The organism is Janthinobacterium aestuarii, from assembly GCF_051380835.1.
Classification (GTDB): Bacteria; Pseudomonadota; Gammaproteobacteria; order Burkholderiales; family Burkholderiaceae_D; genus Janthinobacterium; species Janthinobacterium aestuarii.
In genome coordinates this window covers 307,337-327,773 of the sequence record NZ_JBNYXU010000004.1, presented here as the reverse complement: position 1 = coordinate 327,773, position 20,437 = coordinate 307,337, and the positions used below count along the sequence as shown (strand labels likewise).

General features: G+C 65.7%; 23 protein-coding genes. 12 read left to right on the top strand and 11 right to left on the bottom strand.

The window, feature by feature from the left end; genetic code table 11:
- Positions 1 to 87: 87 nt before the first annotated feature.
- From yfiR to ACQ4WO_RS13795, 6 genes are all read left to right on the top strand, one after another.
- Positions 88 to 669 carry a regulatory sequestration protein YfiR gene (yfiR, locus tag ACQ4WO_RS13820; protein WP_436481939.1) on the top strand — a complete coding sequence of 194 codons (582 nt, stop codon included), beginning with the start codon at positions 88 to 90 and terminating at the stop codon, positions 667 to 669.
- Between the two features lie 8 nt (positions 670 to 677).
- Positions 678 to 1,937, top strand: a complete 1,260-nt coding sequence (dgcN, locus tag ACQ4WO_RS13815; RefSeq protein ID WP_436481938.1) for a diguanylate cyclase DgcN/YfiN — start codon at positions 678 to 680, stop codon at positions 1,935 to 1,937.
- A gap of 16 nt (positions 1,938 to 1,953) precedes the next feature.
- Entirely contained in the window at positions 1,954 to 2,457 is a 504-nt protein-coding gene (gene yfiB, locus ACQ4WO_RS13810) for an outer membrane lipoprotein YfiB (RefSeq protein WP_139092357.1), read from the top strand.
- 2 nt (positions 2,458 to 2,459) lie between these two features.
- Entirely contained in the window at positions 2,460 to 2,960 is a 501-nt protein-coding gene (locus ACQ4WO_RS13805; RefSeq protein ID WP_436481937.1) for a gluconokinase, read from the top strand.
- 71 nt (positions 2,961 to 3,031) lie between these two features.
- Positions 3,032 to 3,349: a DUF3144 domain-containing protein gene (locus tag ACQ4WO_RS13800; protein WP_436481936.1), complete on the top strand. Its 318-nt coding sequence runs from the start codon at positions 3,032 to 3,034 to the stop codon at positions 3,347 to 3,349.
- Positions 3,349 to 4,290: an acyl-CoA desaturase gene (locus ACQ4WO_RS13795; protein WP_436481935.1), complete on the top strand. Its 942-nt coding sequence runs from the start codon at positions 3,349 to 3,351 to the stop codon at positions 4,288 to 4,290. Before ACQ4WO_RS13800 ends, ACQ4WO_RS13795 begins: the two co-directional genes overlap by 1 nt.
- On the opposite strand, the gene ACQ4WO_RS13790 is transcribed toward ACQ4WO_RS13795, so the two are convergent.
- The 5 genes from ACQ4WO_RS13790 to ACQ4WO_RS13770 form a co-directional block, all read right to left on the bottom strand.
- A complete protein-coding gene (locus ACQ4WO_RS13790; protein ID WP_436481934.1) occupies positions 4,263 to 4,805 on the bottom strand; it encodes a gamma carbonic anhydrase family protein in 543 nt (180 codons plus the stop codon). The genes ACQ4WO_RS13795 and ACQ4WO_RS13790 overlap by 28 nt on opposite strands.
- A gap of 35 nt (positions 4,806 to 4,840) precedes the next feature.
- Positions 4,841 to 5,572 (bottom strand): CPBP family intramembrane glutamic endopeptidase, encoded by a 732-nt coding sequence (locus tag ACQ4WO_RS13785; RefSeq protein WP_436481933.1) that lies wholly within the window; start codon positions 5,570 to 5,572, stop codon positions 4,841 to 4,843.
- Positions 5,573 to 5,657: 85 nt separating this feature from the next.
- On the bottom strand, positions 5,658 to 6,836 hold the full coding sequence (locus ACQ4WO_RS13780) for a benzoate/H(+) symporter BenE family transporter (protein ID WP_436482049.1): 1,179 nt from the start codon (positions 6,834 to 6,836) through the stop codon (positions 5,658 to 5,660).
- 124 nt (positions 6,837 to 6,960) lie between these two features.
- Positions 6,961 to 8,430, bottom strand: coding sequence for a MocR-like pyridoxine biosynthesis transcription factor PdxR (gene pdxR, locus ACQ4WO_RS13775; RefSeq protein WP_436481931.1), 1,470 nt, complete (start codon positions 8,428 to 8,430; stop codon positions 6,961 to 6,963).
- On the bottom strand, positions 8,427 to 9,344 hold the full coding sequence (locus ACQ4WO_RS13770; RefSeq protein WP_436481930.1) for a hypothetical protein: 918 nt from the start codon (positions 9,342 to 9,344) through the stop codon (positions 8,427 to 8,429). The genes pdxR and ACQ4WO_RS13770 overlap by 4 nt, the downstream gene beginning before the upstream one ends.
- Positions 9,345 to 9,519: 175 nt before the next feature.
- On the opposite strand from ACQ4WO_RS13770, the gene ACQ4WO_RS13765 reads away from it, so the two are divergent.
- Positions 9,520 to 9,975: an META domain-containing protein gene (locus ACQ4WO_RS13765; protein ID WP_436481929.1), complete on the top strand. Its 456-nt coding sequence runs from the start codon at positions 9,520 to 9,522 to the stop codon at positions 9,973 to 9,975.
- A 19-nt stretch (positions 9,976 to 9,994) separates the two neighbouring features.
- On the opposite strand, the gene ACQ4WO_RS13760 is transcribed toward ACQ4WO_RS13765, so the two are convergent.
- Complete coding sequence (locus ACQ4WO_RS13760) at positions 9,995 to 10,240, bottom strand: hypothetical protein (protein ID WP_436481928.1); 246 nt, start codon at positions 10,238 to 10,240, stop codon at positions 9,995 to 9,997.
- Between the two features lie 306 nt (positions 10,241 to 10,546).
- Between ACQ4WO_RS13760 and ACQ4WO_RS13755 the strand changes: the two genes are divergently transcribed.
- The gene (locus ACQ4WO_RS13755; RefSeq protein ID WP_436481927.1) at positions 10,547 to 11,257 is read left to right on the top strand and encodes an HAD-IA family hydrolase; all 711 of its coding nucleotides are present in this window, start codon (positions 10,547 to 10,549) and stop codon (positions 11,255 to 11,257) included.
- Here ACQ4WO_RS13755 and ACQ4WO_RS13750 read toward each other — a convergent pair.
- The 5 genes from ACQ4WO_RS13750 to ssuE are packed head-to-tail and all read right to left on the bottom strand — an operon-like array spanning position 11,214 to position 15,706.
- Positions 11,214 to 12,044: an ATP-binding cassette domain-containing protein gene (locus ACQ4WO_RS13750; RefSeq protein ID WP_436481926.1), complete on the bottom strand. Its 831-nt coding sequence runs from the start codon at positions 12,042 to 12,044 to the stop codon at positions 11,214 to 11,216. The two genes, ACQ4WO_RS13755 and ACQ4WO_RS13750, sit on opposite strands and share 44 nt — an antisense overlap.
- Positions 12,045 to 12,069: 25 nt before the next feature.
- Positions 12,070 to 12,861 (bottom strand): aliphatic sulfonate ABC transporter permease SsuC, encoded by a 792-nt coding sequence (gene ssuC / locus ACQ4WO_RS13745; RefSeq protein ID WP_436481925.1) that lies wholly within the window; start codon positions 12,859 to 12,861, stop codon positions 12,070 to 12,072.
- A 1-nt stretch (position 12,862) separates the two neighbouring features.
- Positions 12,863 to 14,023 (bottom strand): FMNH2-dependent alkanesulfonate monooxygenase, encoded by a 1,161-nt coding sequence (gene ssuD, locus ACQ4WO_RS13740; protein ID WP_070279091.1) that lies wholly within the window; start codon positions 14,021 to 14,023, stop codon positions 12,863 to 12,865.
- 21 nt (positions 14,024 to 14,044) lie between these two features.
- A complete protein-coding gene (locus tag ACQ4WO_RS13735; RefSeq protein ID WP_436481924.1) occupies positions 14,045 to 15,061 on the bottom strand; it encodes a sulfonate ABC transporter substrate-binding protein in 1,017 nt (338 codons plus the stop codon).
- A 24-nt stretch (positions 15,062 to 15,085) separates the two neighbouring features.
- Entirely contained in the window at positions 15,086 to 15,706 is a 621-nt protein-coding gene (gene ssuE / locus ACQ4WO_RS13730) for an NADPH-dependent FMN reductase (protein WP_436481923.1), read from the bottom strand.
- A gap of 254 nt (positions 15,707 to 15,960) precedes the next feature.
- On the opposite strand from ssuE, the gene ACQ4WO_RS13725 reads away from it, so the two are divergent.
- The 4 genes from ACQ4WO_RS13725 to ACQ4WO_RS13710 are packed head-to-tail and all read left to right on the top strand — an operon-like array spanning position 15,961 to position 20,437.
- Positions 15,961 to 17,175 (top strand): acyl-CoA dehydrogenase family protein, encoded by a 1,215-nt coding sequence (locus tag ACQ4WO_RS13725; protein WP_436481922.1) that lies wholly within the window; start codon positions 15,961 to 15,963, stop codon positions 17,173 to 17,175.
- Positions 17,176 to 17,196: 21 nt separating this feature from the next.
- Positions 17,197 to 18,024: a MetQ/NlpA family ABC transporter substrate-binding protein gene (locus ACQ4WO_RS13720; RefSeq protein ID WP_436481921.1), complete on the top strand. Its 828-nt coding sequence runs from the start codon at positions 17,197 to 17,199 to the stop codon at positions 18,022 to 18,024.
- Between the two features lie 3 nt (positions 18,025 to 18,027).
- Positions 18,028 to 19,419, top strand: coding sequence for an LLM class flavin-dependent oxidoreductase (locus ACQ4WO_RS13715; RefSeq protein ID WP_436481920.1), 1,392 nt, complete (start codon positions 18,028 to 18,030; stop codon positions 19,417 to 19,419).
- A 28-nt stretch (positions 19,420 to 19,447) separates the two neighbouring features.
- Positions 19,448 to 20,437: an aliphatic sulfonate ABC transporter substrate-binding protein gene (locus tag ACQ4WO_RS13710; protein WP_436481919.1), complete on the top strand. Its 990-nt coding sequence runs from the start codon at positions 19,448 to 19,450 to the stop codon at positions 20,435 to 20,437.

Below are 20,437 nucleotides of genomic sequence, written 5' to 3'. Positions count from 1 at the left end.
ATTTACTTTCAACATGGACTTCCGTAGAGTATGTGTTGCAGAGTAACTATTTGACTATCCACCGACCTGCATAAAGACACCGACGCCGTGCCCTTCTCCCCTCGCCACCGGCAGCGCCCCGCGCCGCCCGTCCTCCTTGCTGTCGTGCTGCTGGCCTCGCTGCTCGCCTGCGCTGCGCTGGCGCCGTGCGCGGCGTGGGCGCAAACGGGCGCGGCTGCCGATGCCAGGCGTCCCGCCGAAGTGGCCCAGGTCCTGTTTGGCATCATCAGTTATGTGCGCTGGCCCGTGGCGCGCCAGGAAGTGCGCGTCTGCATGCTCGGTGCACCCCGCTACGGCGCGGCCATCGTCGACACGCCCGCCTCCAGCCTGAGCCAGCGCATCCGCGTGAAAAGCCCGGCGATGGCCAGCGCGGCCAGCGAATGCGACGTCGTCTACCTGAGCAGCCTGCCCGAGAGCGAACGCGAGCACCTGCTGGCGCAGATCATCGGCAAACCGATTCTATCGGTCGCCGAACCGGGCACGTCCTGTACCGTGGGCACCATGTTCTGTCTGCGCCTGACCGAGGCGCAGATTGGTTTTGACGTCAACCTCGACGCCATCGCCCGCAGCGGCCTGCGCGTGCATCCGAACGCCTTGCAAATTGCACGTCGCAAGGGACCGCCGCCATGAACGCCCGCATGAGCAACAAACCTGCCCGCCAGCCCCGCCGCACGCTCGACAGCGTGCTGCGGCGCGCCCACCTGAGCGTGTCGCTGATCGCCGTGCTGGCTGCCGGCCTGACCCTGACGGCCGTGGCGCTGCTGGCCCTGCGCGTGTATTCGGACCAGAACCTGCGCCTGGTGGCCCGTTCGATGAGCTACACGGTGGAAGGGGCCGTCGTCTTTGGCGACTCCATGGCCGCCAGGGAAGCGCTGGCCCTGATCGGCGTCAATGAAGATATCGACCAGGCCCAGGTAAGCGACCAGGCCGGCAAGGTGCTGGCCCGCTGGGAACGGGGCGAACACGGCACGCGCTACTACATCGAGCGTGCGTTGACGGGCTGGATGCTGCCCGATTCGCTGACCTTCCCCATCATGCGCAATGACCAGGCCATCGGCAGCATCAAGCTGGTGCCGCACAGCCGCAGCCTGCTGCCCTTCCTGCTCAGCGGCCTGTCCTGCCTGCTCGCCTGCCTGGTGCTGAGCCTGGTCGTCGCCGTGCGCCTGTCGCGCAGCATGGAAACGGAAATCACGTCGCCCCTGCGCCACCTGGCGGAAACGGCCCACCGCGTGCGGCGCGACCGCTCGTTCGAACTGCGCGTGCCGCCCGCCAATATTGCCGAACTGAACCAGATCAATGACGACTTCAACGCCCTGCTCGACGAACTGGAAGCATGGCAAAGCCATCTGCAGAAGGAACACGCCTCGCTGTCGCACCGCGCCAACCACGACAGCCTGACGGGCCTGTCGAACCGCGCCTTCATGGAAGCGGAGCTGGAACGCGCCATCCTCGACGCGCGGGTCGGCAATGGCAAGGTGGCCGTGCTGTTCCTCGACAGCGACCGGTTCAAATACATCAACGACACCTTCGGCCATGCCTCGGGCGACCGCGTGCTGGTGACGATCGCCGCGCGCATCAAGCAGCAATTGCGCGAAGGCGACCTGGTGGCGCGCCTGGGCGGCGACGAATTCGCCATCGTGCTCAAGCCGCTGCGCAACAGCAGCGACGCCATGCACATCGCCGACAACATCATCGCCGCCATGGCGCAAGCCATTGAACTGCCCACTGGCAACAGCATCGTCAGCTCGCTGACCATCGGCGTGGCCGTCTTTCCCGATCACGCCATCGATGCCATCTCGCTCGTCGGCGCGGCGGACGAAGCCATGTACCGCGCCAAGCAGGCGCAGCGCGGCACGCGCCAGGTGGCGCGCCTGCCGCAACCCCATATTCACCCCTGAACCAAGGAGCAACACCATGCAATTCATCTATACGCAATTACGCCGCGGCTTACTCGGCTTGTTCATGCTGGGCCTGCTGGCCGCCTGCCAGAGCACGCCAGAAATCAAACCGCTGTTCAGTGCCGAGCAAGTGGCCACCTTGAAGGAACAAGGCTTCAACCAGACGGACGAAGGCTGGGAACTGAGCTTTACCGACAAGCTGCTGTTCGAATTCGACGCCGCCAAGCTGGTCCCGCCCAGCCGCAACGCCATCCAGAAAATCAGCGCAGCCCTGCTGAAAGTGGGCATCACGCACATGCGCGTGGAAGGCCATACGGATAACGAAGGCACGGAAGCGTACAACAACAAGCTGTCGCTGGCGCGCGCCAACGTGGTGGCCGACGCCATGAGCGCATCGGGCATTCCGCGCGAGAACATCACGGTCAAGGGCCTGGGCATGAGCAAGCCCGTGGCCTCGAACGCCAGCAAGACGGGCAAAGCGGAAAACCGCCGCGTCACCGTCATCGTTTCGGCGCCTTGACCATGGGCGTGCCCGCCGTGCGCTGGATCGTGATGGGCGTGTCCGGCTGCGGCAAGAGCGCCGTCGGCAGCCTGCTGGCCGATGCCTTGCACGTGGCCTACGTGGAAGGCGACGAGGTGCACTCCCCGGAAAACGTGGCCAAGATGGCGGCCGGCATTCCCCTCGACGATGCCGACCGGGCCGGCTGGCTGGCCGCCCTGCGCGAACGCATCGCCACGGCCCGCGCGCAAGGCAGCGGCCTCGTCGTCTCCTGCTCGGCCCTGAAGCGCCCCTACCGCGACGTGCTGCGCGAGGGCGACCCGGCCCTGCGCTTCATCCACCTGGACGGCCCGCGCGTCGTGCTGGAAAGCCGCTTGCAGCGCCCCGGCCATTTCATGCCGGCCAGCCTGCTCGACAGCCAGCTGGCCACCCTGCAACCCCTGCAGTTGGACGAGGCCGGCATGGTGCTCGACATCCGCCAGCCGCTGCCCGTTTTGCTGGAACAAATCCTGCAGGCGCCCTGACAGGCAGCCGCGCGGCTGGACAGCCTGCGGCCCCCTGTGTAGACTGGCGCGCACTTTCATGAGGGATTTTTATGAGCACACCAACGACAAAACCAGCACCGGGACCGGAATTCTGGGAACGCGCCGACCAGGTCATCGCCCTGGCCAATGAGCAATGCATGCACAGCGGCGGCAATGAAGTGGCCACCTCGCTGCTATACGCGGCCGCCCGCTTCAACGCCTTCCTCGTCGCCAGCAAGAGCAACGACGTGGCCAAGATGCAGGCCGAGAAGGAAGGGGCCGTGGCCTTCTTCACGGAACAGTACAAGCGCATGCTGACCGACAACTTCAACGACTACATCACCAACTTCGACAAGTACACGCAACCGTCGTCGGCTCCCAAGGCCTGATGACGGCGGCCAGCCTGGACAGGCACCGCGCCCGCGCCACGCGCGCCGATAGCGTGCTGCACGGCACGGTGCGCTTTGCGCCTTTACCATCGCTATGGCTGACGGCCATGCTGGCCGGCGCCGTGACGGGCGCCCTGTGCTTCTTCAGCTGGACCGGCCTGCTGCTGTTTGCGGCCGGCACGGCCATCGTCCTGCTGTTCGGCCACTCGCTGGGCAGCCACCGCAAGCTGATCCACGACAGTTTTCAATGCCCGCAATGGCTGGAATATGCGCTCGTCTACCTGGGCGTGCTGGTGGGCCTCAGCGGCCCGCTGGGCCTGCTGCGCCAGCACGAACTGCGCGACTATGCGCAGCGCCTGCCCGATTGCCACCCCTATTTGCGCCACGGCGCCGGCTTCTGGCGCGATGCCTGGTGGCAATTGTTCTGCCGCCTCGATCTCGACCACCCGCCGCACATCGCCATCGAGCCGCGCATCGCGCACGACCGCTTCTATCGTCTCCTGGAAAGAAGCTGGATGCTGCAGCAACTGCCATGGGCCGTGCTGTTCTTCGCCTGGGGCGGCTGGGGCCTGCTTTGCTGGGGCGTCTGCGCGCGGGTCAGCGCCGGCGTGCTCGGCCATTGGCTGATCGGCTACTTCGCCCACAACCATGGGCAAATGCACTTCCACGTCGACGGCGCCGCCGTGCAAGGCCGGAATATCCGCCTGACGTCGCTGCTGACGATGGGCGAATGCTGGCACAACAACCATCACGCGTATCCGGGCTCAGCCAGGCTGGGCCTGTTGCCGGGGGAATGGGACCCGGGCTGGTGGATGCTGCTGCTGTTGCGGCGCCTGGGCCTCGTCTCCGGACTGCGCCTGCCGGACGACCTGGCGCCACGGCCGGAACTGCGCCGGCTCGGCGACGCCGACGATCAGGCGTCGTCCTGGCCTGCCAGGTAATTGTTCTTCACGCGCACATAGTGCTCGGCCGAATAGCGCAGGTAGGCGATTTCCGCTTCCGTCAGCGCGCGTACCTTGGCGGCGGGGCGGCCCACGTACAGGTGGCCGCTTTCCAGCACCTTGCCCGGCGACACCAGGCTGCCCGCGCCCAGCATCACGTGTTTTTCCACCACCACGTCATCCATGACGATGCTGCCCATGCCGATCAGGCATTCGTCGCCAATCGTGCAGCCGTGCAAGATGACGGAGTGGCCGATGGTCACGTACTTGCCGATGGTCAACGGTGAACCGTCAGGCTTGGCCGCATTCCTGTGCGACACGTGACCCATGGAAAAGTCCTGGATATTGCTGCCTTCGCCGATGACGATGCGGTTGACGTCGCCGCGCAGCACGCTGTTGCACCAGATCGAGCAGTCGTCGCCGATCTGCACATCGCCAATCACTTGCGCCGTGTCATGCAGGTAGACGCGCTCGCCCACGACGGGGCGGGTATTCAGGTAGGAACTTATGGGCATAGTCTTCTCGTTTCTTCAATATTAAACAACAGGATTCATACCCAGCCGGCGGCCAGCGCAAAAATGGCCAGGCCATGGGCCAGGGACGCGCCCAGCAAGCCGGCACGGCAATATACCAGCCCCGCCACCACGCCTTCGATCACGGTAAAGACGACGATGGGCGCACCCACCTGCGTGACGGTGGTGGCAAGGAAGGCGTGGCACAGGCCGAACAGCAGGCCCGACACGAGCGCCGCGCGCCAGGCCGGCAACCAGGCGCGCAATTGCTGCTGCAGCAAGCCGCGAAACAGCAATTCCTCATAACAGTTGGCGGCCAGTGCAAAGCCCAGCAGCAAGGGTAGCAGGGATGGTGCGACGGGCGGCAGGGACGGCAAGCCGAACAGCGCTTTCAAGCCCGTCGCCAGCGCGATGATCAGTGCGGCGCCCGCCACGCCCAGCAGCACGGACAGGACCGGGCGCATGCCCAGCCAGTGGATCTGGCGGCGCGCCTCGCTTTCCAGCCAGCACGTGGTGGCCACCAGCCCCAGCGACATGGCGCCCAGCGTCAGCAAGACCAGCGGCGGCGCCGTGAAGCGCATACCGCCCGCCGCCACTTGCCAGTAGCCATGCGCCGTCATCGCGTCGCGCGCCAGCACGAAAAACACGATGTGCACGAGCACGCGCAGCAGCGGCACCGTCCGCGGTACCGCCAGCAGCAAGCCGGCGCAGACGAGGAAGGCGGGCGTAATCGCCAGCAGATACTGCGCCAGGGAAGTCAGGTCGGCCATCGCTCACATCGGGAAAAGGACGGTGCCAACGGGCACGGGCGCAGCAATTGTATGCGGCGGCTGGCAAAATGGGCAAATATCCAGGCTATGCCGCCTTGCGCCCCCAATGCATCAGCCCGTGCGCCGCCAGTCCCGCCGCCAGCCCCCACAGGGCGCCGCCCACGCCCAGCAGGGTCACGTTCGCAGCCGTCGCCAGGAAAGTAATCAAGGCCGTTTCGCGCATGCGCACGTCCGCCATCGCCTGCGCCAGGCTGTTGCCGATGGCGCCCAGCAAGGCCAGGCCCGCCAGCGCCGTGATGAAGGGGCGCGGCAAGACCATGAACAGGCTGGCCAGGGTGACGCCGAAGACGCCCACGAGGATATACAGCACACCGCACGCCAGGCCCGCGACATAGCGCTTCGACGGGTCCGCATGCGCATCCTTGCCCGTGCAGATGGCGGCCGTGATGGCGGCCACGTTGAAAGCGTGCGCGCCAAATGGCGCCATGAGCAGCGAACCGAGTCCCGTCACCGTCAGAATGGGATTGGCGCTGACCTGGTAGCCGTCATTGCGCAGCACCAGCATGCCGGGCATGTATTGCCCCGTCAGGGTAATCAGGAACAGGGGCAGCGCCATACCCAGCAGGGACGCCACGGAAAAGCGCGGCATCTCGAACACGGGCGCGGCGAGGGCCAGTTCGATGCCTTGCGCATCGATGCGCCCCTGCGCCAGCAGCAGGGCCAGGCCGATCAGCATGATGCCGACCACGGCAAAGCGTGCCGTAAAGCGGCGCAGCACCGCGTACGACAACAGCAACACCACCACCAGCACGGGATCGGCGCTGGCGCCGCCAAACGCGTTCACGCCGAACTGCAGAAGGATGCCGGCCAGCAGACCGGCCGCGATGCCACCGGGGATCAGCCGCACGAGACGTTCGAAGGCGCCGGACATGCCCAGCAGAATGAAGGCAATGGCGGAAATGATATAGGCGCCGATCACCTCGGCATACGGCGTATGCGGCATGACGGTGGCCAGGAAGGCCACGCCGGGCGTGGACCAGGCCGTGATGATGGGCGCGCGGTAGCGGTAGCTGAGCCAGATGCCCGTCACGCCCACGCCGATGCTCAGCGACCAGACCCAGGACGCCGTCTGCGCGGCACTCAGCTGGGCCAGCTGGGCCGCCTGGAACACCAGCACGAAGGTGCCACCATAGTTGACGAGGACGGAAATGAAGGCGGCCATGGCGGGGGACGCCAGGTCGCGCCAGCGCGCCCGGTCGGCCATGGCGGCGGTTGTTGTGGTCGTTGTCATGTATATGCCTCTGCCATTGAAAGCCAGCATATTAATGGCCACATGGACTGCTCAAGCATGCCAATTCAATCACATACAACAGACCACTTTGACAGCATTAACCCAGCGCGCGGGCCAGGCGGACGATGCCGCTGTCGATCTCGTGCGGCGTGAGCGCCGCAAAACCCAGCAGCCAGCCGCCGCGCGCCGGCGGCGTCGCGTACAGCCGGCTCAGGCCCGGCAGCGCGATGCCCGCCTGCGCCGCCAGGCGTATCGTGTCCAGCTCCACCCTGCCCTCGTGCAGCAGACACGGCATCTGCAAGCCGCCCGGCGGCAGCTGCGCCGTGACCACGTGCGGCAGGTGCCGCTGCACGGCTTGCGCCATCGCATCGCGGCGCACGGCATAGACCTTGCGCATGGCGCGCACATGGGCCGCGAAATGGCCATCGGCGATGAAACGGGCCAGTGTCAGCTGATCCAGTTGCGGCGTGTGACCGTCGAGGATGCTGCGTGCATGGGTCATCGGTTGCACCAGCGCGGGCGGCAGCACCATGTAGCCGATGCGCAGGCCCGGATACAGCGACTTGGCGAAGGTGCCCAGGTAAATCGTGCGCTGCTGCGTGTCGAGCCCCTGCACGCACGCCGTCGGCAAGCCCGCGTAGTGGAACTGGCTGTCGTAATCGTCTTCGATGATCCAGCCCTGGCGCTCGGCCGCCCAGGCAGTCAGGGCCAGGCGGCGTTCGAGCGCCAGGGTGGCGCCCGTCGGATACTGGTGCGACGGCGTGACGTACACCGTGTTGGCCCCGCTGCGGTCCGCGCGCAGGTGTGCGATGGACAAGCCATGCGCATCGACGGGCACGGGCACGACCTGCAATTGCGCCAGCTCGAACGCCTTGCGCGCGCCGAAATAGCCGGGGTCTTCCATCAGGATGGGGCCATGCGCATCGGCCAGCACCTGCGCGCACAGGTACAGCGCCTGGCGCGTGCTGCTCAGCACCAGCACCTGGCCGGCCGTGGCCCGCGCCCCCCGCTCCAGGTTCACATAGTCGGCGATGGCCTGGCGCAAAGGCTCGACCCCTTGCGGGTCGCCGTGCAGCAGCACATGGTGTTCGCTGGCCGCCTGGCGCCGCAAGCGCTCCCACACGTCAAGCGGAAAAGCCCGCGTTTCCGGCAAGCCCGTGGCGAAAGCTTTTACGGTCTGCTGGTCGGCCACGCCGCCGCTGGCGAGAATCTGCGCGCCGCGCGCGCTGAGCGCCACCGGCTGCGCCGGCATGGACAACGGCGCTACCGCCGGCTTGCCCAGCAAGCTCGCGCCTATCGTCGGCGAGACGAAACTGCCCGATCCCGCCTGGCGCTGGATATAACCGTCCAGGCGCAGCTGCGCGTACGCCATTTCCACCGTGTCGCGCGACACGCCCAGCGATTGCGCCAGCGCGCGCGTGGCCGGCAGGCGCAGGCCCGGTGCCAGCACGCCGTCGAGTATCAGCTGGCGCAGCGCGCGCTGCACGCGCACGCGCAAATCAAGCGCCGCCAGTTCGGGCGCGGCGATGCGGATTTTCAGGGTGTCGAGTTCGAACTGCGGCGTCATATGGCCTTGGCGCGGACGGCATCCACGACAGCCATGCTGCTGTCCAGCGAAAAACCGTGCTGCTGCAGCACGGCCACCAGCTGTTCGCCGGCGCAGCCCAAGCGCAGGTTTTCCGCCACCCAGTCTTGCCAGGCGGCGCCGATCTCCGGCATGGGCTCGGGCGCCAACGTGAGGCCGAGTATGCACTTGGCCAGCAAGCCGTTGATGCGCTTCGTGTCGATCAGGTGCTGCACGACGGCGTGGCCCGACTGGGGAAACGGGTGCAGGGTGCATTGACCATAGGCGGCCAGGCGCTGCGCGTGCATGGCGTCGAGGTTGACCGATTCGCTGACGCTGGCGCCAGGGTTAGCTACATCCGGTCGGGCCGCGTCAGGCCGCGTGCCGAACACCAGGTGCAGCTGCGTATGCTCGGTTGCCCTGGCGCGGCACAGGGTCGCCAGGTCGTAATAGCCGGAGGCTGGCGGGTCTTGCGCCAGCGATTCCATCACGGGCAGCCAGCGCAGCTCATGGTACAAGCGCGCCTGCTGCACGTCGAGGAAGGACAGCGGCCCAAAGGCGACGATCTGCTGCGCGTCCAGCAGCAAGCCATACATGACGGCCGCGTACGCACCCATGGACTGGCCGACGGTCGTGACCTGACTGGGCCCGATGCGGCGCACAAGTTCGCGCAAGGCTTGCGCCGTCTCGTCCACATGGTTGCCCAGGCCTGCGATGCGGCGGTGGTACCAGGCATTGCCCGAATCGCGCACGAGGATTTTGTTCAGATGCTGGCCGCTGGCCTGCTCCAGCTTTCTCAGGCGCCCGTAAAAATCGAAGGCGGGACGCGTGGTCCACGAAACAAAGCCGAAGGCGATGACCAGCGGCGCGCCGGGCACGATGCGGTCGACCAGCACGTCGTCGTCAGTGGTGGCCACCAGTCGATTATCCAGCGCTTGCGCTTGCAGCATCGGCCCGGCTCCCCGATCAACGTTAAAGAAAGCATGAGTTTAATGCCAGGACTGGCAAAATGGAAACAATCACCGCTGCCGTGCGCTGAGCGGCGCGAAAAACCTGCTAGTCTGCACGCATTCCCCCTCACAGGAGCATCCCATGCCGCATCGCCTGAAATACCTTCCCCTCGCCGCCGCCATCGCCATGGCCGGTGGTTGCGCCGCCACCAGCGACAGCGCCAAGCCGAACGCCAGCCTGGCGCCGCAGGCCAGCCTGACGAATACCTACTGGAAGCTGACGCAGCTCGATGGCGCGCCGGTGGCGATGGCGCCGCAGCAGGAGCGCGAAGTGCGCATCACCCTTACCGCCGATGGCAAGGTCACCGGTTTCACGGGCTGCAACCGCGTCATGGGCGGCTATACCGTGGCCGGCACGGCCCTGCGCTTTACGCAACTGGCCGGCACCCGCATGGCCTGCCCGCCCCCTTTGATGCAGCTGGAAAGCGCCGTGCTGGCCAATTTGAACAGCGTGACGGGCTACCAGCTCGATGGCGAGAAGCTGATCCTGCTCAAGGATGGCGCGCCCGTGGCCAGGTTTGAATCGGTGTACCTGTAGGCTGTCATCCGGCAGCAGGTCAGATGACCTTGAAGATTTCCGGCCCCCGCTGATTGCGCAAGCAGTACACTTGCTCAGATTGAAATGAGACGACAAATTTGCAGGGGCTCGATTCCACCAGGCAGGCAACGACTTCGCGCAAGGTGCTGCTGCAGGCATCGTATTCATCGCTGTTGTAGCGGAAATTGATCCCGTATTCCACCCGCCAGTCCTGCGGCGACGGCAGAAATTCGGCAAGCACGCAGTCAGGGCTGGCGCTTCCCATACCTTGCTCAATGCTCCTGATACGGACATAAAAACTCAGGCCCGACTCGGGGAACCAGCCATTGAAGCCCCTGTCGCTCGGCTCGACGTCCTGCGCCCCTCAGCGCATCAATACGTCGGTCAATACCCATTGCTCCAGCTGCGCATCCGCTTCCAACGAAAACTCGATTGCCACTATCTGTCCTTGTCCGTATCTTGCCGGCCACGATGACCGGTGCGCTGAATGTAGCACAGCACGCATATTGCGCTTTCACCTTACAATGGGCGCTTGCAAAAAAGCCTCGACCAACCCGCCTGGAAGGAAGCCATGTCCGCACTGCCCTCGCCGTCTTCATCCCCGACACCATCGGCCGCCGGCCGCTACCGCGCTTTTCTGTTCGACATGGACGGCACCGTCATCAATTCCATCGCCGCCGCCGAACGCATCTGGGGCACGTGGGCGCAGCGCCAGGGCCTCGACGTGGCGGCCTTTTTGCCCACCATCCACGGCGCGCGCTCGGTCGACACCATCGCCAAACTGCGCTTGCCCGGCGTCGACGCGCAGCGCGAGTCGCAGGGCATCACGGATGCGGAAATCATCGATGTGGAAGGGATTATTGAAATCGCGGGCGCGCTGCGCTTTTTACAGTCGCTGCCACCCGCGCAATGGGCCATCGTCACCTCGGCGCCGCGCGCGCTGGCCACTGCCCGCCTGAAGGCGGCCGGCATGCCGATACCGGCCATCATGGTGACGGCGGAAGACGTCAAGGCCGGCAAGCCGAAACCCGATTGCTACCTGCTGGCGGCTGAAAAATTGGGCGTGGCGCCCTCCGACTGCCTGGTGTTCGAGGATGCGTCGGTCGGCATCGAGGCGGGCGAAGCGGCCGGTGCAAAGGTCATCGTCGTCACCGCCACGCATGCGCACCCGCTGGCCACCCGCCACCCGGCCATCGACAATTATGAAGCCATCGTGGCAAGCGTCGATAGCGACGGCTTTATTGTCCTGGCCGAGACGGCTGCAGCACGCGCGACAAGATAGCCTGCTCCAGCGCGGCGAAGGCCGCATGGCCGCGCTGGCGCGGGCGCGGCAAGTCCACCTGCACGTCCATGGTGATCTGGCCCTCCTCGATCAGTAGCACCCGGTCGGCCAGGGCCACGGCTTCGGCCACGTCATGCGTCACCAGCACTGCCGTGAAACCGCGCGCCAGCCATAGCGACTCGATCAGCTGCTGCATCTCGATGCGCGTCAGGGCGTCGAGCGCGCCCAAAGGCTCGTCGAGCAGCAGCAGTTGCGGCTCGTGCACGAGCGCGCGTGCCAGCGCCACCCGCTGTTTCTGCCCGCCCGATAACGCCGACGGCCAGTCGTCGGCCCGTTCGGCCAGACCCACCGTCCACAGCGAGGCGGCCGCCGCGCCGACGGAACGGGGCAGGCCAAGGGCGACATTGTCGAGCACCGTCTTCCACGGCAGCAGACGCGATTCCTGGAACATGATGCGGATGTCGGGCGCGCCCACGCCGCTGCCGACGGCAACCTTGCCGTCATCGACGCTTTCCAGTCCCGCGATCGAGCGCAGCAAGGTGCTCTTGCCGCAGCCGCTGCGCCCGACGATGGCGACAAATTCTCCCGCTTCCAGCTGCAGGTCGACGTTTTTCAAAACAGGACGTTCGCCATAGGCCTTGCTCAATTGCGTCAGCTCCAAAGGCACGCCGCGGCGCGCCAAGGGAGCTTGCGGCGCGGCCTTGGCCTGCGGCGGCGCACTGGCCGGGTCGTATTGCACGAAATGCGACAAAAAATCCGTTTCAATCTGGATGGGGGCAAGCAGCATGGTGTCTTCCTTCGTCATTTCGTCACTATCGGTAAGCGGGATTCCAGCGCAGGCAGTGGCGCTCCAGCCGGCGCGAGAACAGATCGGCCAGTTTGCCCAGCAAGGCGTACAGCAAAATCCCCACCAGCACCACGTCCGTTTGCAAAAATTCGCGGGCATTCATCGTCATGTAGCCGATGCCGGCCTGCGCCGAGATGGTTTCGGCGACGATCAGCAGCACCCACACGAGGCCCAGCGAAAAGCGCACACCGACCAGAATCGAGGGCATAGCGGCCGGCAGGATCACGTCGCGGTACAAAGGCCAGCCCGAGAGACCATAGCTTTTCGCCATTTCGATCAAGCCCTGATCGGCCGAACGGATGCCGTGGAAGGTATTCAGGTAGACGGGAAAGAAGACGCCGACGGCCAGCAAAAACAGCTTGGCCGTTTCGTCGATGCCGAACCACAGGATTACCAGCGGAATCAGGGCCAGCGCGGGAATGTTGCGCACCATTTGCAGGGTCGTGTCGAGCAGGGTTTCCGCATGGCGGAAACTGCCCGTCAATAGTCCCAGCAGCAAGCCCAGCCCCGCGCCGACGGCGAAACCGACCGTGGCGCGCCACAAGCTCGTTTTCAGGTGCAGCCACAGTTCGCCCGACACGGCCAGGTTCCAGAAGGCCTTCGCCACGGCCCACGGCTCGGGCAGGATGCGGCTCGACAGCCAGCCCCACTGCGCCGCCAGTTGCCAGGCCAGCAGCAGCGCCACGGGCAAGGCCCACGGCGCCAATGCATTACGCCACGGCGCGGCGCCTGCCCATCGGATGGAGCCGGCCGCCATCTCAGGCCGCCTTTTTCTGCGGTGCGGCCGGCACGATATTGCTGGCCATGACTTCGCCAAAAGGGCCAGTCAGTGACTGCTCACCCACGGCCTTGCCCTTGCCCAGCAGCGGGAACACCAGTTCGGCAAAGCGGTACGATTCTTCCAGGTGCGGGTAGCCCGAGAAAATGAAGGTGTCGATGCCCAGGTCCGCGTATTCCTGCATGCGCGCCACCACGGTCGGCCCGTCGCCGACGAGGGCCGTGCCCGCGCCGCCGCGCACCAGGCCCACGCCGGCCCACAGGTTGGGCGACACTTCGAGCTTGTCGCGCCGCCCGCCATGCAGGGCCGCCATGCGCTGCTGGCCCACGGAATCCATCTTGCCGAAGGCCGCCTGCGCCTTGGCGATGATGTCGTCGTCCAGGTGGCTGATCAGTTCATCGGCCGCGCGCCAGGCCGCCTCGTTCGTTTCGCGCACGATCACGTGCAATCGGATGCCAAACCGGACCGTGCGGCCTTTTTTTGCGGCGCGCGCACGGATGTCGGCAATCTTTTCCGCGACGGCGGCCGGCGGCTCGCCCCACGTCAGGTACACGTCCATCTGCTCGGCCGCCAGTTCATGCGCGGGCTCCGACGAGCCGCCGAAATACAGCGGCGGATACGGTTTCTGTACGGGCGGATACAGGGTTTTCGCGCCCTTCACCTGGATATGCTTGCCCTCGAAATCGTAGCCGGCCGCGCCGCCCTCGCCCGCCAGCGTGGCGCGCCACACTTTGATGAATTCATCGGAGATTTCATAGCGCTTGGCATGGTCGGCAAACAGGCCGTCCGCTTCCAGCTCGCCCTGGTCGCCGCCCGTGACGACGTTGATCAGCAGGCGCCCGTTCGACAGGCGGTCGAACGTGGACGCCATGCGCACGGCCAGGCCGGGCGTGGACAGGCCGGGACGGATGGCGACGAGGAATTTGAGCTTTTGCGTCACGCTGATCAGTGACGACGCCACCACCCACGCGTCTTCGCAGGAGCGGCCCGTCGGCAGCAGCACGCCGTCGTAGCCGAGCGTGTCGGCGGCCACGGCCACCTGCCGCAAATAATCGGCGTCGACGGGGCGCGCGCCCTGCGACGTGCCCAGGTAGCGGCTGTCGCCGTGGGTTGGGATAAACCAGAAGACATTCAATGACATGGTGCGCTTTCCTTTGCTTGTTTATTTTGTGCTGGTGGCCAGTTGGCGCGCCGGCAGCAGCGCGTCCTTGACGACGATCGGTTTCGGAATCAGCTTCAGGCCGGAAAACGCATCGGCCACCCTTTGCTGCGAAGCGATGACGTCGACCGACACGGGTTTGACGCCATATGCATAACGCGAGGCGGCCAGCGCCACGACATCCTTGCCCAGCCCCGTCTGTGCCGACAGGATCGTCGCCACTTCGTCCGGGTTGTTGCTGCCCCAGTCGTCGACCTTGGCCACTTCATCGAGCACGATGCGCAGGATCTCGGGATTTTTTTCCGCATACGTGCGCGAAGCCAGATAAAACTGGTAGTTCGCCACCAGGCCCTTGCCATCGGCCAGCACGCGCGCGCCCAGCTGCTTTTCGGCGGCCGCCAGGAACGGGTCCCAGATGGCCCACGCATCCACGCTGCCCCGCTCGAAGGCGGCGCGCGCATCGGCCGGCGGCAGGAACACGGGCTGGATGTCGGCATACGCGACGCCGGCCTTTTCCAGCGCTTTCAATAACAGGTAGTGCACGTTCGAGCCCTTGTTCAGGGCGATTTTCTTGCCCTTCAAATCGGCCAGGGTGCGCAGGCCGGAACCCTTGGGTACGACGATGGCTTCGCTGGCCGGCGACGCCGGCTCATTGCCGACATACACGAGGTTGGCGCCTGCCGCCTGGGCAAAGATCGGCGGCGCCTCGCCCACGGTGCCGAAATCGATGCTGCCCACGTTCAAGCCTTCCAGCAGCACGGGGCCGGCCGGGAATTCCGTCCACTTCACGCCCACGCCCTGCTCGGCCAGGCGTTTTTCCAGGGTGCCGCGTCCCTTCAGCAAGGTCAGCGTGCCGTATTTCTGGTAGCCGATGCGAACTTCCCCCTTGCCCTGTACTTCACCCTTGGCCTGCGCCTGCGCCGCGACCGGCATGCCGGCCGCCATCACGCCTGCGGCGGCGGCAAACAGCAGGCCCAAAGTGGTACGGCGCGAAAGTCGTTGTGCGTGGCGGTGTGTCATGGCGGTTCCTTGGTCGGTGAATAATCAGGCGGCTTGATAGTGGGGCGCATACGGCTGGTCTTGCAGCGAACGCACGGGGTGCGGGATCTCGGCTGGCGCGGGCGGACGCTGTCCCTGCAGCACGAACAGGCCGGTGGAGAGTTCCTCGATGCCGGCCTGCACGCGGTCGGCAATCGGCGCGTCCAGGCTCAGGCCCCCGTCTTCGTGCCACGCCAGCTGCTGCGCATTGGCATAGATGCTCGTGAAGACTTGCTTGGCGCCCAGCGCATGCAGCACGGGACGCAGCGCATAGTCGAGCGCCAGGGTGTGGGCATGGCCGCCGCCCGTGGCCAGCGGCAGCACCAGCTTGCCCGCCAGGCCGTCTTGCGGCAGCAGATCGAGGAAGGCTTTCAGCAGTCCTGTATACGACGCCTTGTAGATGGGCGTGGCGATCACGATGGCGTCGGCGTCGGCCACGGCGCGCACGGCGCGGGCGATTGCCGCATCGTCGTAGTCGGCCAGCAGCAGGGCACTCGCCGGCAAGTCGCGCACATGCAGCTGGGCGTAGCTGTGGCCTTGCAGCGCCAGCTGTTCGCCGATATGCAGCAACAGGCGGCTGGAACTCGATGGGAGTTGCGGGCTACCGCCCAATAACAAGATGCTCATGTGATGCCCGTCCCTGTAGGTTGTCGAAAGTGGCGTTGCTCGGATGCTTGCAGCCTATCGCCATCAGAAGCCCGGTAAAACGAATGCTTTCGCGCTTCGATATGCGTTTTTTGACTAACCGGGCCTGACGCCCCGCAAGCGAAGGCGCAGGTCTCCGCATGCCTTTTTTCGCATATCCATGCGCGGTTTTCTTCGTGTACGGCGCACGCGGGGCGGTGCAATATCGGCGTCATCGTCTTTCTGGAATCTCACTCATGTCTAGCGTTTTTCTCCATGCCGCCCGCCCCCAGCCGCCTGTGCCGGAACCCCTGCAGGACGCCATCAGCATCGCTACGTCGCTGGCCGCGCGCCTGGCCGAAACGGCCAATGCCCGCGACCAGGCCGGCGGCCATGCGGCGCAGGAACGCGAATGGCTACGCGAGTCGGGCTTGCTGACCCTGTCGATTCCCGTGGAATTCGGCGGCCAGGGCGCGTCGTGGCCCCTCGTGTACCAGGTGATCCGCATCCTGGCGCGCGCCGACAGCGCGCTCGCGCATGTCTTCGGCTTCCACCATTTGCAGCTGGCCGGCTTGCAGCTGTATGGCAGCGCGCAGCAGCAGCGCCGCCTGCTCACCTTGACCGTCGACGAGCGCCTGTTCTGGGGCAATGCCTTGAATCCCCTCGATAACCGGGTCACGGCCACCGACAGCGGCAACGGCTATATCCTCGACGGCATCAAGAGTTTTTCCTCCGGTTCCGTGGGTTCCGACTGGCTGACCGTCTCCGCCTGGCACGCGCCCACGCAGACGGCGCTGATCGCCGCCCTGCCCACGCGCCAGGACGGCGTGACCGTGCAGGCGGACTGGGACGCCTTCGGCCAGCGCCAGACGGACAGCGGCAATGTGCATTTCCACGGTGTCGCCCTGCCGCGCGACCTCGTGCTGCAGGCGCCCGCGCAGGCCGCCACGCCGCAAGCGACCGTGCGCTCGCAGATCGCGCAACTAATCATGAGCAACCTGTACCTGGGCATCGCCGAAGGCGCGTTCGAGGCGGCGCGCCAGTACACGGACGAACAGACGAAAGCCTGGTTTGCCTCGGGCGTAGCCAAGGCAGCGGACGACCCATTGGTGCAGCACCGCTATGGCCAGCTGTGGCTGTTGCTGCGCCCCGCGCAAGTGCTGGCCGACTTGGCGGCGCAGGAACTGGAAAAAGTGTTCCGCAAGGGAGCGCTGGTGACGGCGCGCGAACGGGGCTTGCTGGCCGTGTCCGTGGCCGAAGCCAAGTGCCTGACGCACAAGGCGGGACTGGAAATCAGCAGCCAGATGTTCGAACTGACGGGCGCCCGCTCCACCTCGGCCCAGTATGGCTACGACCGCTACTGGCGCAACGTGCGCGTGCACACCCTGCACGACCCCATCGACTACAAGCTGCGCGACCTGGGACGCTTTGCCTTGACAGGCACGGTGCCCGAGCCGACGGCGTATTCCTGATTCACCCACCAAGGAGCCACCATGTCCATCGCCCGCCGCAGCATCCTCCTCACCGCCCTGACCCTGGCCTTGACGGTCAGCGTCGCCCACGCAAAGGACCCGAAAGACATCACCATCGGCACCAGCGCCGGGCCGTATGCGGACCAGATCAAGCTGGGCATCAAGCCTATCCTGGAAAAGCAGGGCTACAAGGTCAAGCTGGTGGAGTTCAATGACTACATCCAGCCGAACTTCGCGCTGGCCGAAGGTTCGCTCGACGCCAATGTGTTCCAGCACATCGTCTACCTGAAGAAATTCGCGCTGGAGCACAAGCTGGCCCTGACGGACCTGATCACGATCCCCACGGCGCCGATTGCCATCTACAGCAAGAAGCACAAGACCCTGGACGACGTGAAGGAAGGCACGACGGTGGGCTTGCCGAACGATCCGACCAACCAGGCGCGCGCGCTGGTGCTGCTCGACCAGCTGGGATGGATCAAGCTGCGCGCCAGCTTCGACCCCGTGCGCGCGTCGGAAAAGGATATCGCCGTCAACACGAAGAAAATCAAGCTGCTGCCGCTGGAAGCGGCGCAGCTGCCACGCTCGCTGGGCGACACCGATTACTCCTTCATCAACGGCAATTACGCGCTGGCATCGGGACTGAAACTGACGGAGGCGCTGGTGGCCGAGAAAATCTCGCCCAACTACATCAACCTGGTAGCCATCCGCACGGCCGACAAGGACAAGCAGTTCGCGAAAGACCTGGCGGCCGCCTACCGCTCGCGCGAATTCCTCGATATCACGAATAAACACTTTGCCGGCTATTCGAAACCCGATTACCAGCAAGCGTTGCAGACGGCGGCCAAGTAAGCCATGGCAAAGACGATACGCTTCAATGCCTTCCAGATGAACACTGTGGGCCACCAGTCGCCTGGCCTGTGGACGCATGCGCGCGACCGCAGCCACCGCTACACGGATCCCGCGCACTGGACGGAACTGGCACGGCTGCTGGAAGCGGGCCTGTTCGACGCGGTGTTCCTGGCCGACGTGCTGGGCGTGTACGACGTGTACCGGGGCAGCCTCGATGCGGCCCTGGAACACGGCGTGCAAGTGCCGTTGAACGATCCGCTGGCGCTCGTGCCCATCATGGCGCAGGCGACCACGCACCTGGGTTTCGGCGTCACCTGCGCCCTCACCTATGAACACCCGTACACGTTCGCGCGGCGCATCTCCACGCTCGACCACCTGACGGGTGGGCGCATCGGCTGGAATATCGTCACCGGTTATCTCGATAGCGCGGCGCGCAACCTGGGCTTGAGCCAGCAACTGGGCCACGACGAGCGCTACGACCTGGCCGACGAATACCTCGATGTCGTCTACAAGCTGTGGGAAAAAAGCTGGGACGACGACGCCGTCGTCAACGACAAGGCGCGCGGCATCTACGCCGATCCGGCCAGAGTCCATCCGATCAACCATGCCGGGCGCCACTACCAGGTGCCCGGCATCCATTTGTGCGAGCCGTCGCCGCAGCGCACGCCGCTGCTGTACCAGGCGGGCACCTCGCCGCGCGGCACGCGCTTCGCGGCGCGCCATGCGGAAGCGACCTTTGTCAGTGGCCCCAGCAAGACGGTGGTCAAGCGCTACGCGGACGATTTGCGCGCCGCCGTGCGGCAAAGCGGGCGCGATGGCGACGCGCTGCTGATCTACGCGCAGGCGCTCGTCATCACGGGCGCCACCGAGGAAGAAGCGCGCGCCAAGCATGCCGACTACCTGCGTCACGTGAATATCGAGGCGGCGCTCGTGCTGCTGTCCGGCTGGACGGGCGTCGACTTCAGCCGCTACCCGCTCGACGCCACCATCGACTACATCGATTCCCCAGCCGGCCGCTCGGCGCTGGCCTCGTTCAGCCAGGCCGACCCGGATCGCACGTGGACGGTACGCGAAGCGGCCGAATACATCGGCCTGGGCGGGCGCGGGCCCGTCATCGTCGGCGATGCGCGCCAGGTGGCCGACCAGCTGGAAAGCTGGCTCGATGAAACGGGCATCGACGGCTTCAACCTAGCCTTCGCCGTGGCCCACGACAGCATGGCCGACGTGGTGACCCACATCGTGCCGGAACTGCAGCGGCGCGGCCGCTACCGCACCCGATACGAGGAAGGCAGCTTGCGGCACAAGGTCTTCGGCCAGGGCCCGCGCCTGCCTGCCGATCATGCGGGGCGCCTGGTCAGCATCGCACCCGCCGACGCCGCCCGGGCAGCGGCCTGACACATCCAATTTCCCATTCAAGGACACCATGAAACGCAGAACCATCTTGCAACTGGCCGCCAGCGGCGCCGCCCTCACCGCCTTGTCCGGCCTCACCCGCGCCGCCGCGCAAGCACCGCTGAAGGAGCTGCGCCTCGACTACGCCTATTATTCGCCCGCCAGCCTGGTGCTGCGCCGCTTCGGCTGGCTGGAAGAAGCGTTCAAGCCGGACGGCACCAGCATCAAGTGGGTGCTCAGCGCGGGCAGCAACCGCGCGCTCGAATACCTGAACGCCAACAGCATCGACATCGGTTCGAGCGCCGGCCTGGCCGCCCTGCTGGCGCGCGCCAACGGCAACCCCATCCGCGCGCCGTATATTTTTTCGCGTCCCGAATGGACGGCGCTGGTGGTGCGCAAGGATAGCCCCATCCGCAGCCTCGCCGACTTGAAGGGCAAGAAGGTGGCCGCCACCAAGGGTACCGACCCATATCTGTTCCTGCTGCGCTCATTGAAGACGGCGGGCCTGAAACGCGGCGACATCGAACACGTGAGCCTGCAGCATGCCGATGGCCGCGCGGCGCTGGAACAGGGCAAGGTCGATGCATGGGCCGGACTCGACCCGCACATGGCCGCCAGCGAACTGGAAGCGGGATCGCGCCTGATCTACCGCAACGTGGCGTTCAATACCTACGGCTTCCTGAACGTGCGCGAGGAATTCCTTGCCAGCCGCCCCGCCGAAGTGGGCAAGGTGATACAGGCCTACGAACGGGCGCGCGCCTGGATACGCGACTATCCGGCCGAGGCGGCGAAGATCCTGTCGGAGGAAGCCAAGGTCAGCCTGCCGGTGGCGCTGCTGCAGGTGAAGCTGCGCAGTGACTTCAGCAATCCGCAGCCGTCGAACGAACATGTGAAGGCCCTGCTGTTGGCCGCGCCCATCCTCGTCGATGAAGCGCTGGTCAAGCCCGGCGCCGACCTGAACCGCGTCATCGCGGACCTGGTCGACACGCGCTTCGCCGCCCCCTTCATCGGCAAGGCGTAA

What these genes read in the sequence shown, in the direction of transcription:
- dgcN (WP_436481938.1), top strand. Translation starts at nt 678, where the DNA reads ATGAGCAACAAACCTGCCCGCCAGCCCCGCCGCACGCTCGACAGCGTG.
- yfiB (WP_139092357.1), top strand. Translation starts at nt 1,954, where the DNA reads ATGCAATTCATCTATACGCAATTACGCCGCGGCTTACTCGGCTTGTTC.
- ACQ4WO_RS13805 (WP_436481937.1), top strand. Translation starts at nt 2,460, where the DNA reads ATGGGCGTGCCCGCCGTGCGCTGGATCGTGATGGGCGTGTCCGGCTGC.
- ACQ4WO_RS13800 (WP_436481936.1), top strand. Translation starts at nt 3,032, where the DNA reads ATGAGCACACCAACGACAAAACCAGCACCGGGACCGGAATTCTGGGAA.
- ACQ4WO_RS13795 (WP_436481935.1), top strand. Translation starts at nt 3,349, where the DNA reads ATGACGGCGGCCAGCCTGGACAGGCACCGCGCCCGCGCCACGCGCGCC.
- ACQ4WO_RS13790 (WP_436481934.1), bottom strand. Translation starts at nt 4,805, where the DNA reads ATGCCCATAAGTTCCTACCTGAATACCCGCCCCGTCGTGGGCGAGCGC.
- ACQ4WO_RS13785 (WP_436481933.1), bottom strand. Translation starts at nt 5,572, where the DNA reads ATGGCCGACCTGACTTCCCTGGCGCAGTATCTGCTGGCGATTACGCCC.
- ACQ4WO_RS13780 (WP_436482049.1), bottom strand. Translation starts at nt 6,836, where the DNA reads ATGGCCGACCGGGCGCGCTGGCGCGACCTGGCGTCCCCCGCCATGGCC.
- pdxR (WP_436481931.1), bottom strand. Translation starts at nt 8,430, where the DNA reads ATGACGCCGCAGTTCGAACTCGACACCCTGAAAATCCGCATCGCCGCG.
- ACQ4WO_RS13765 (WP_436481929.1), top strand. Translation starts at nt 9,520, where the DNA reads ATGCCGCATCGCCTGAAATACCTTCCCCTCGCCGCCGCCATCGCCATG.
- ACQ4WO_RS13760 (WP_436481928.1), bottom strand. Translation starts at nt 10,240, where the DNA reads ATGGGAAGCGCCAGCCCTGACTGCGTGCTTGCCGAATTTCTGCCGTCG.
- ACQ4WO_RS13755 (WP_436481927.1), top strand. Translation starts at nt 10,547, where the DNA reads ATGTCCGCACTGCCCTCGCCGTCTTCATCCCCGACACCATCGGCCGCC.
- ACQ4WO_RS13750 (WP_436481926.1), bottom strand. Translation starts at nt 12,044, where the DNA reads ATGCTGCTTGCCCCCATCCAGATTGAAACGGATTTTTTGTCGCATTTC.
- ssuC (WP_436481925.1), bottom strand. Translation starts at nt 12,861, where the DNA reads ATGGCGGCCGGCTCCATCCGATGGGCAGGCGCCGCGCCGTGGCGTAAT.
- ssuD (WP_070279091.1), bottom strand. Translation starts at nt 14,023, where the DNA reads ATGTCATTGAATGTCTTCTGGTTTATCCCAACCCACGGCGACAGCCGC.
- ACQ4WO_RS13735 (WP_436481924.1), bottom strand. Translation starts at nt 15,061, where the DNA reads ATGACACACCGCCACGCACAACGACTTTCGCGCCGTACCACTTTGGGC.
- ssuE (WP_436481923.1), bottom strand. Translation starts at nt 15,706, where the DNA reads ATGAGCATCTTGTTATTGGGCGGTAGCCCGCAACTCCCATCGAGTTCC.
- ACQ4WO_RS13725 (WP_436481922.1), top strand. Translation starts at nt 15,961, where the DNA reads ATGTCTAGCGTTTTTCTCCATGCCGCCCGCCCCCAGCCGCCTGTGCCG.
- ACQ4WO_RS13720 (WP_436481921.1), top strand. Translation starts at nt 17,197, where the DNA reads ATGTCCATCGCCCGCCGCAGCATCCTCCTCACCGCCCTGACCCTGGCC.
- ACQ4WO_RS13715 (WP_436481920.1), top strand. Translation starts at nt 18,028, where the DNA reads ATGGCAAAGACGATACGCTTCAATGCCTTCCAGATGAACACTGTGGGC.
- ACQ4WO_RS13710 (WP_436481919.1), top strand. Translation starts at nt 19,448, where the DNA reads ATGAAACGCAGAACCATCTTGCAACTGGCCGCCAGCGGCGCCGCCCTC.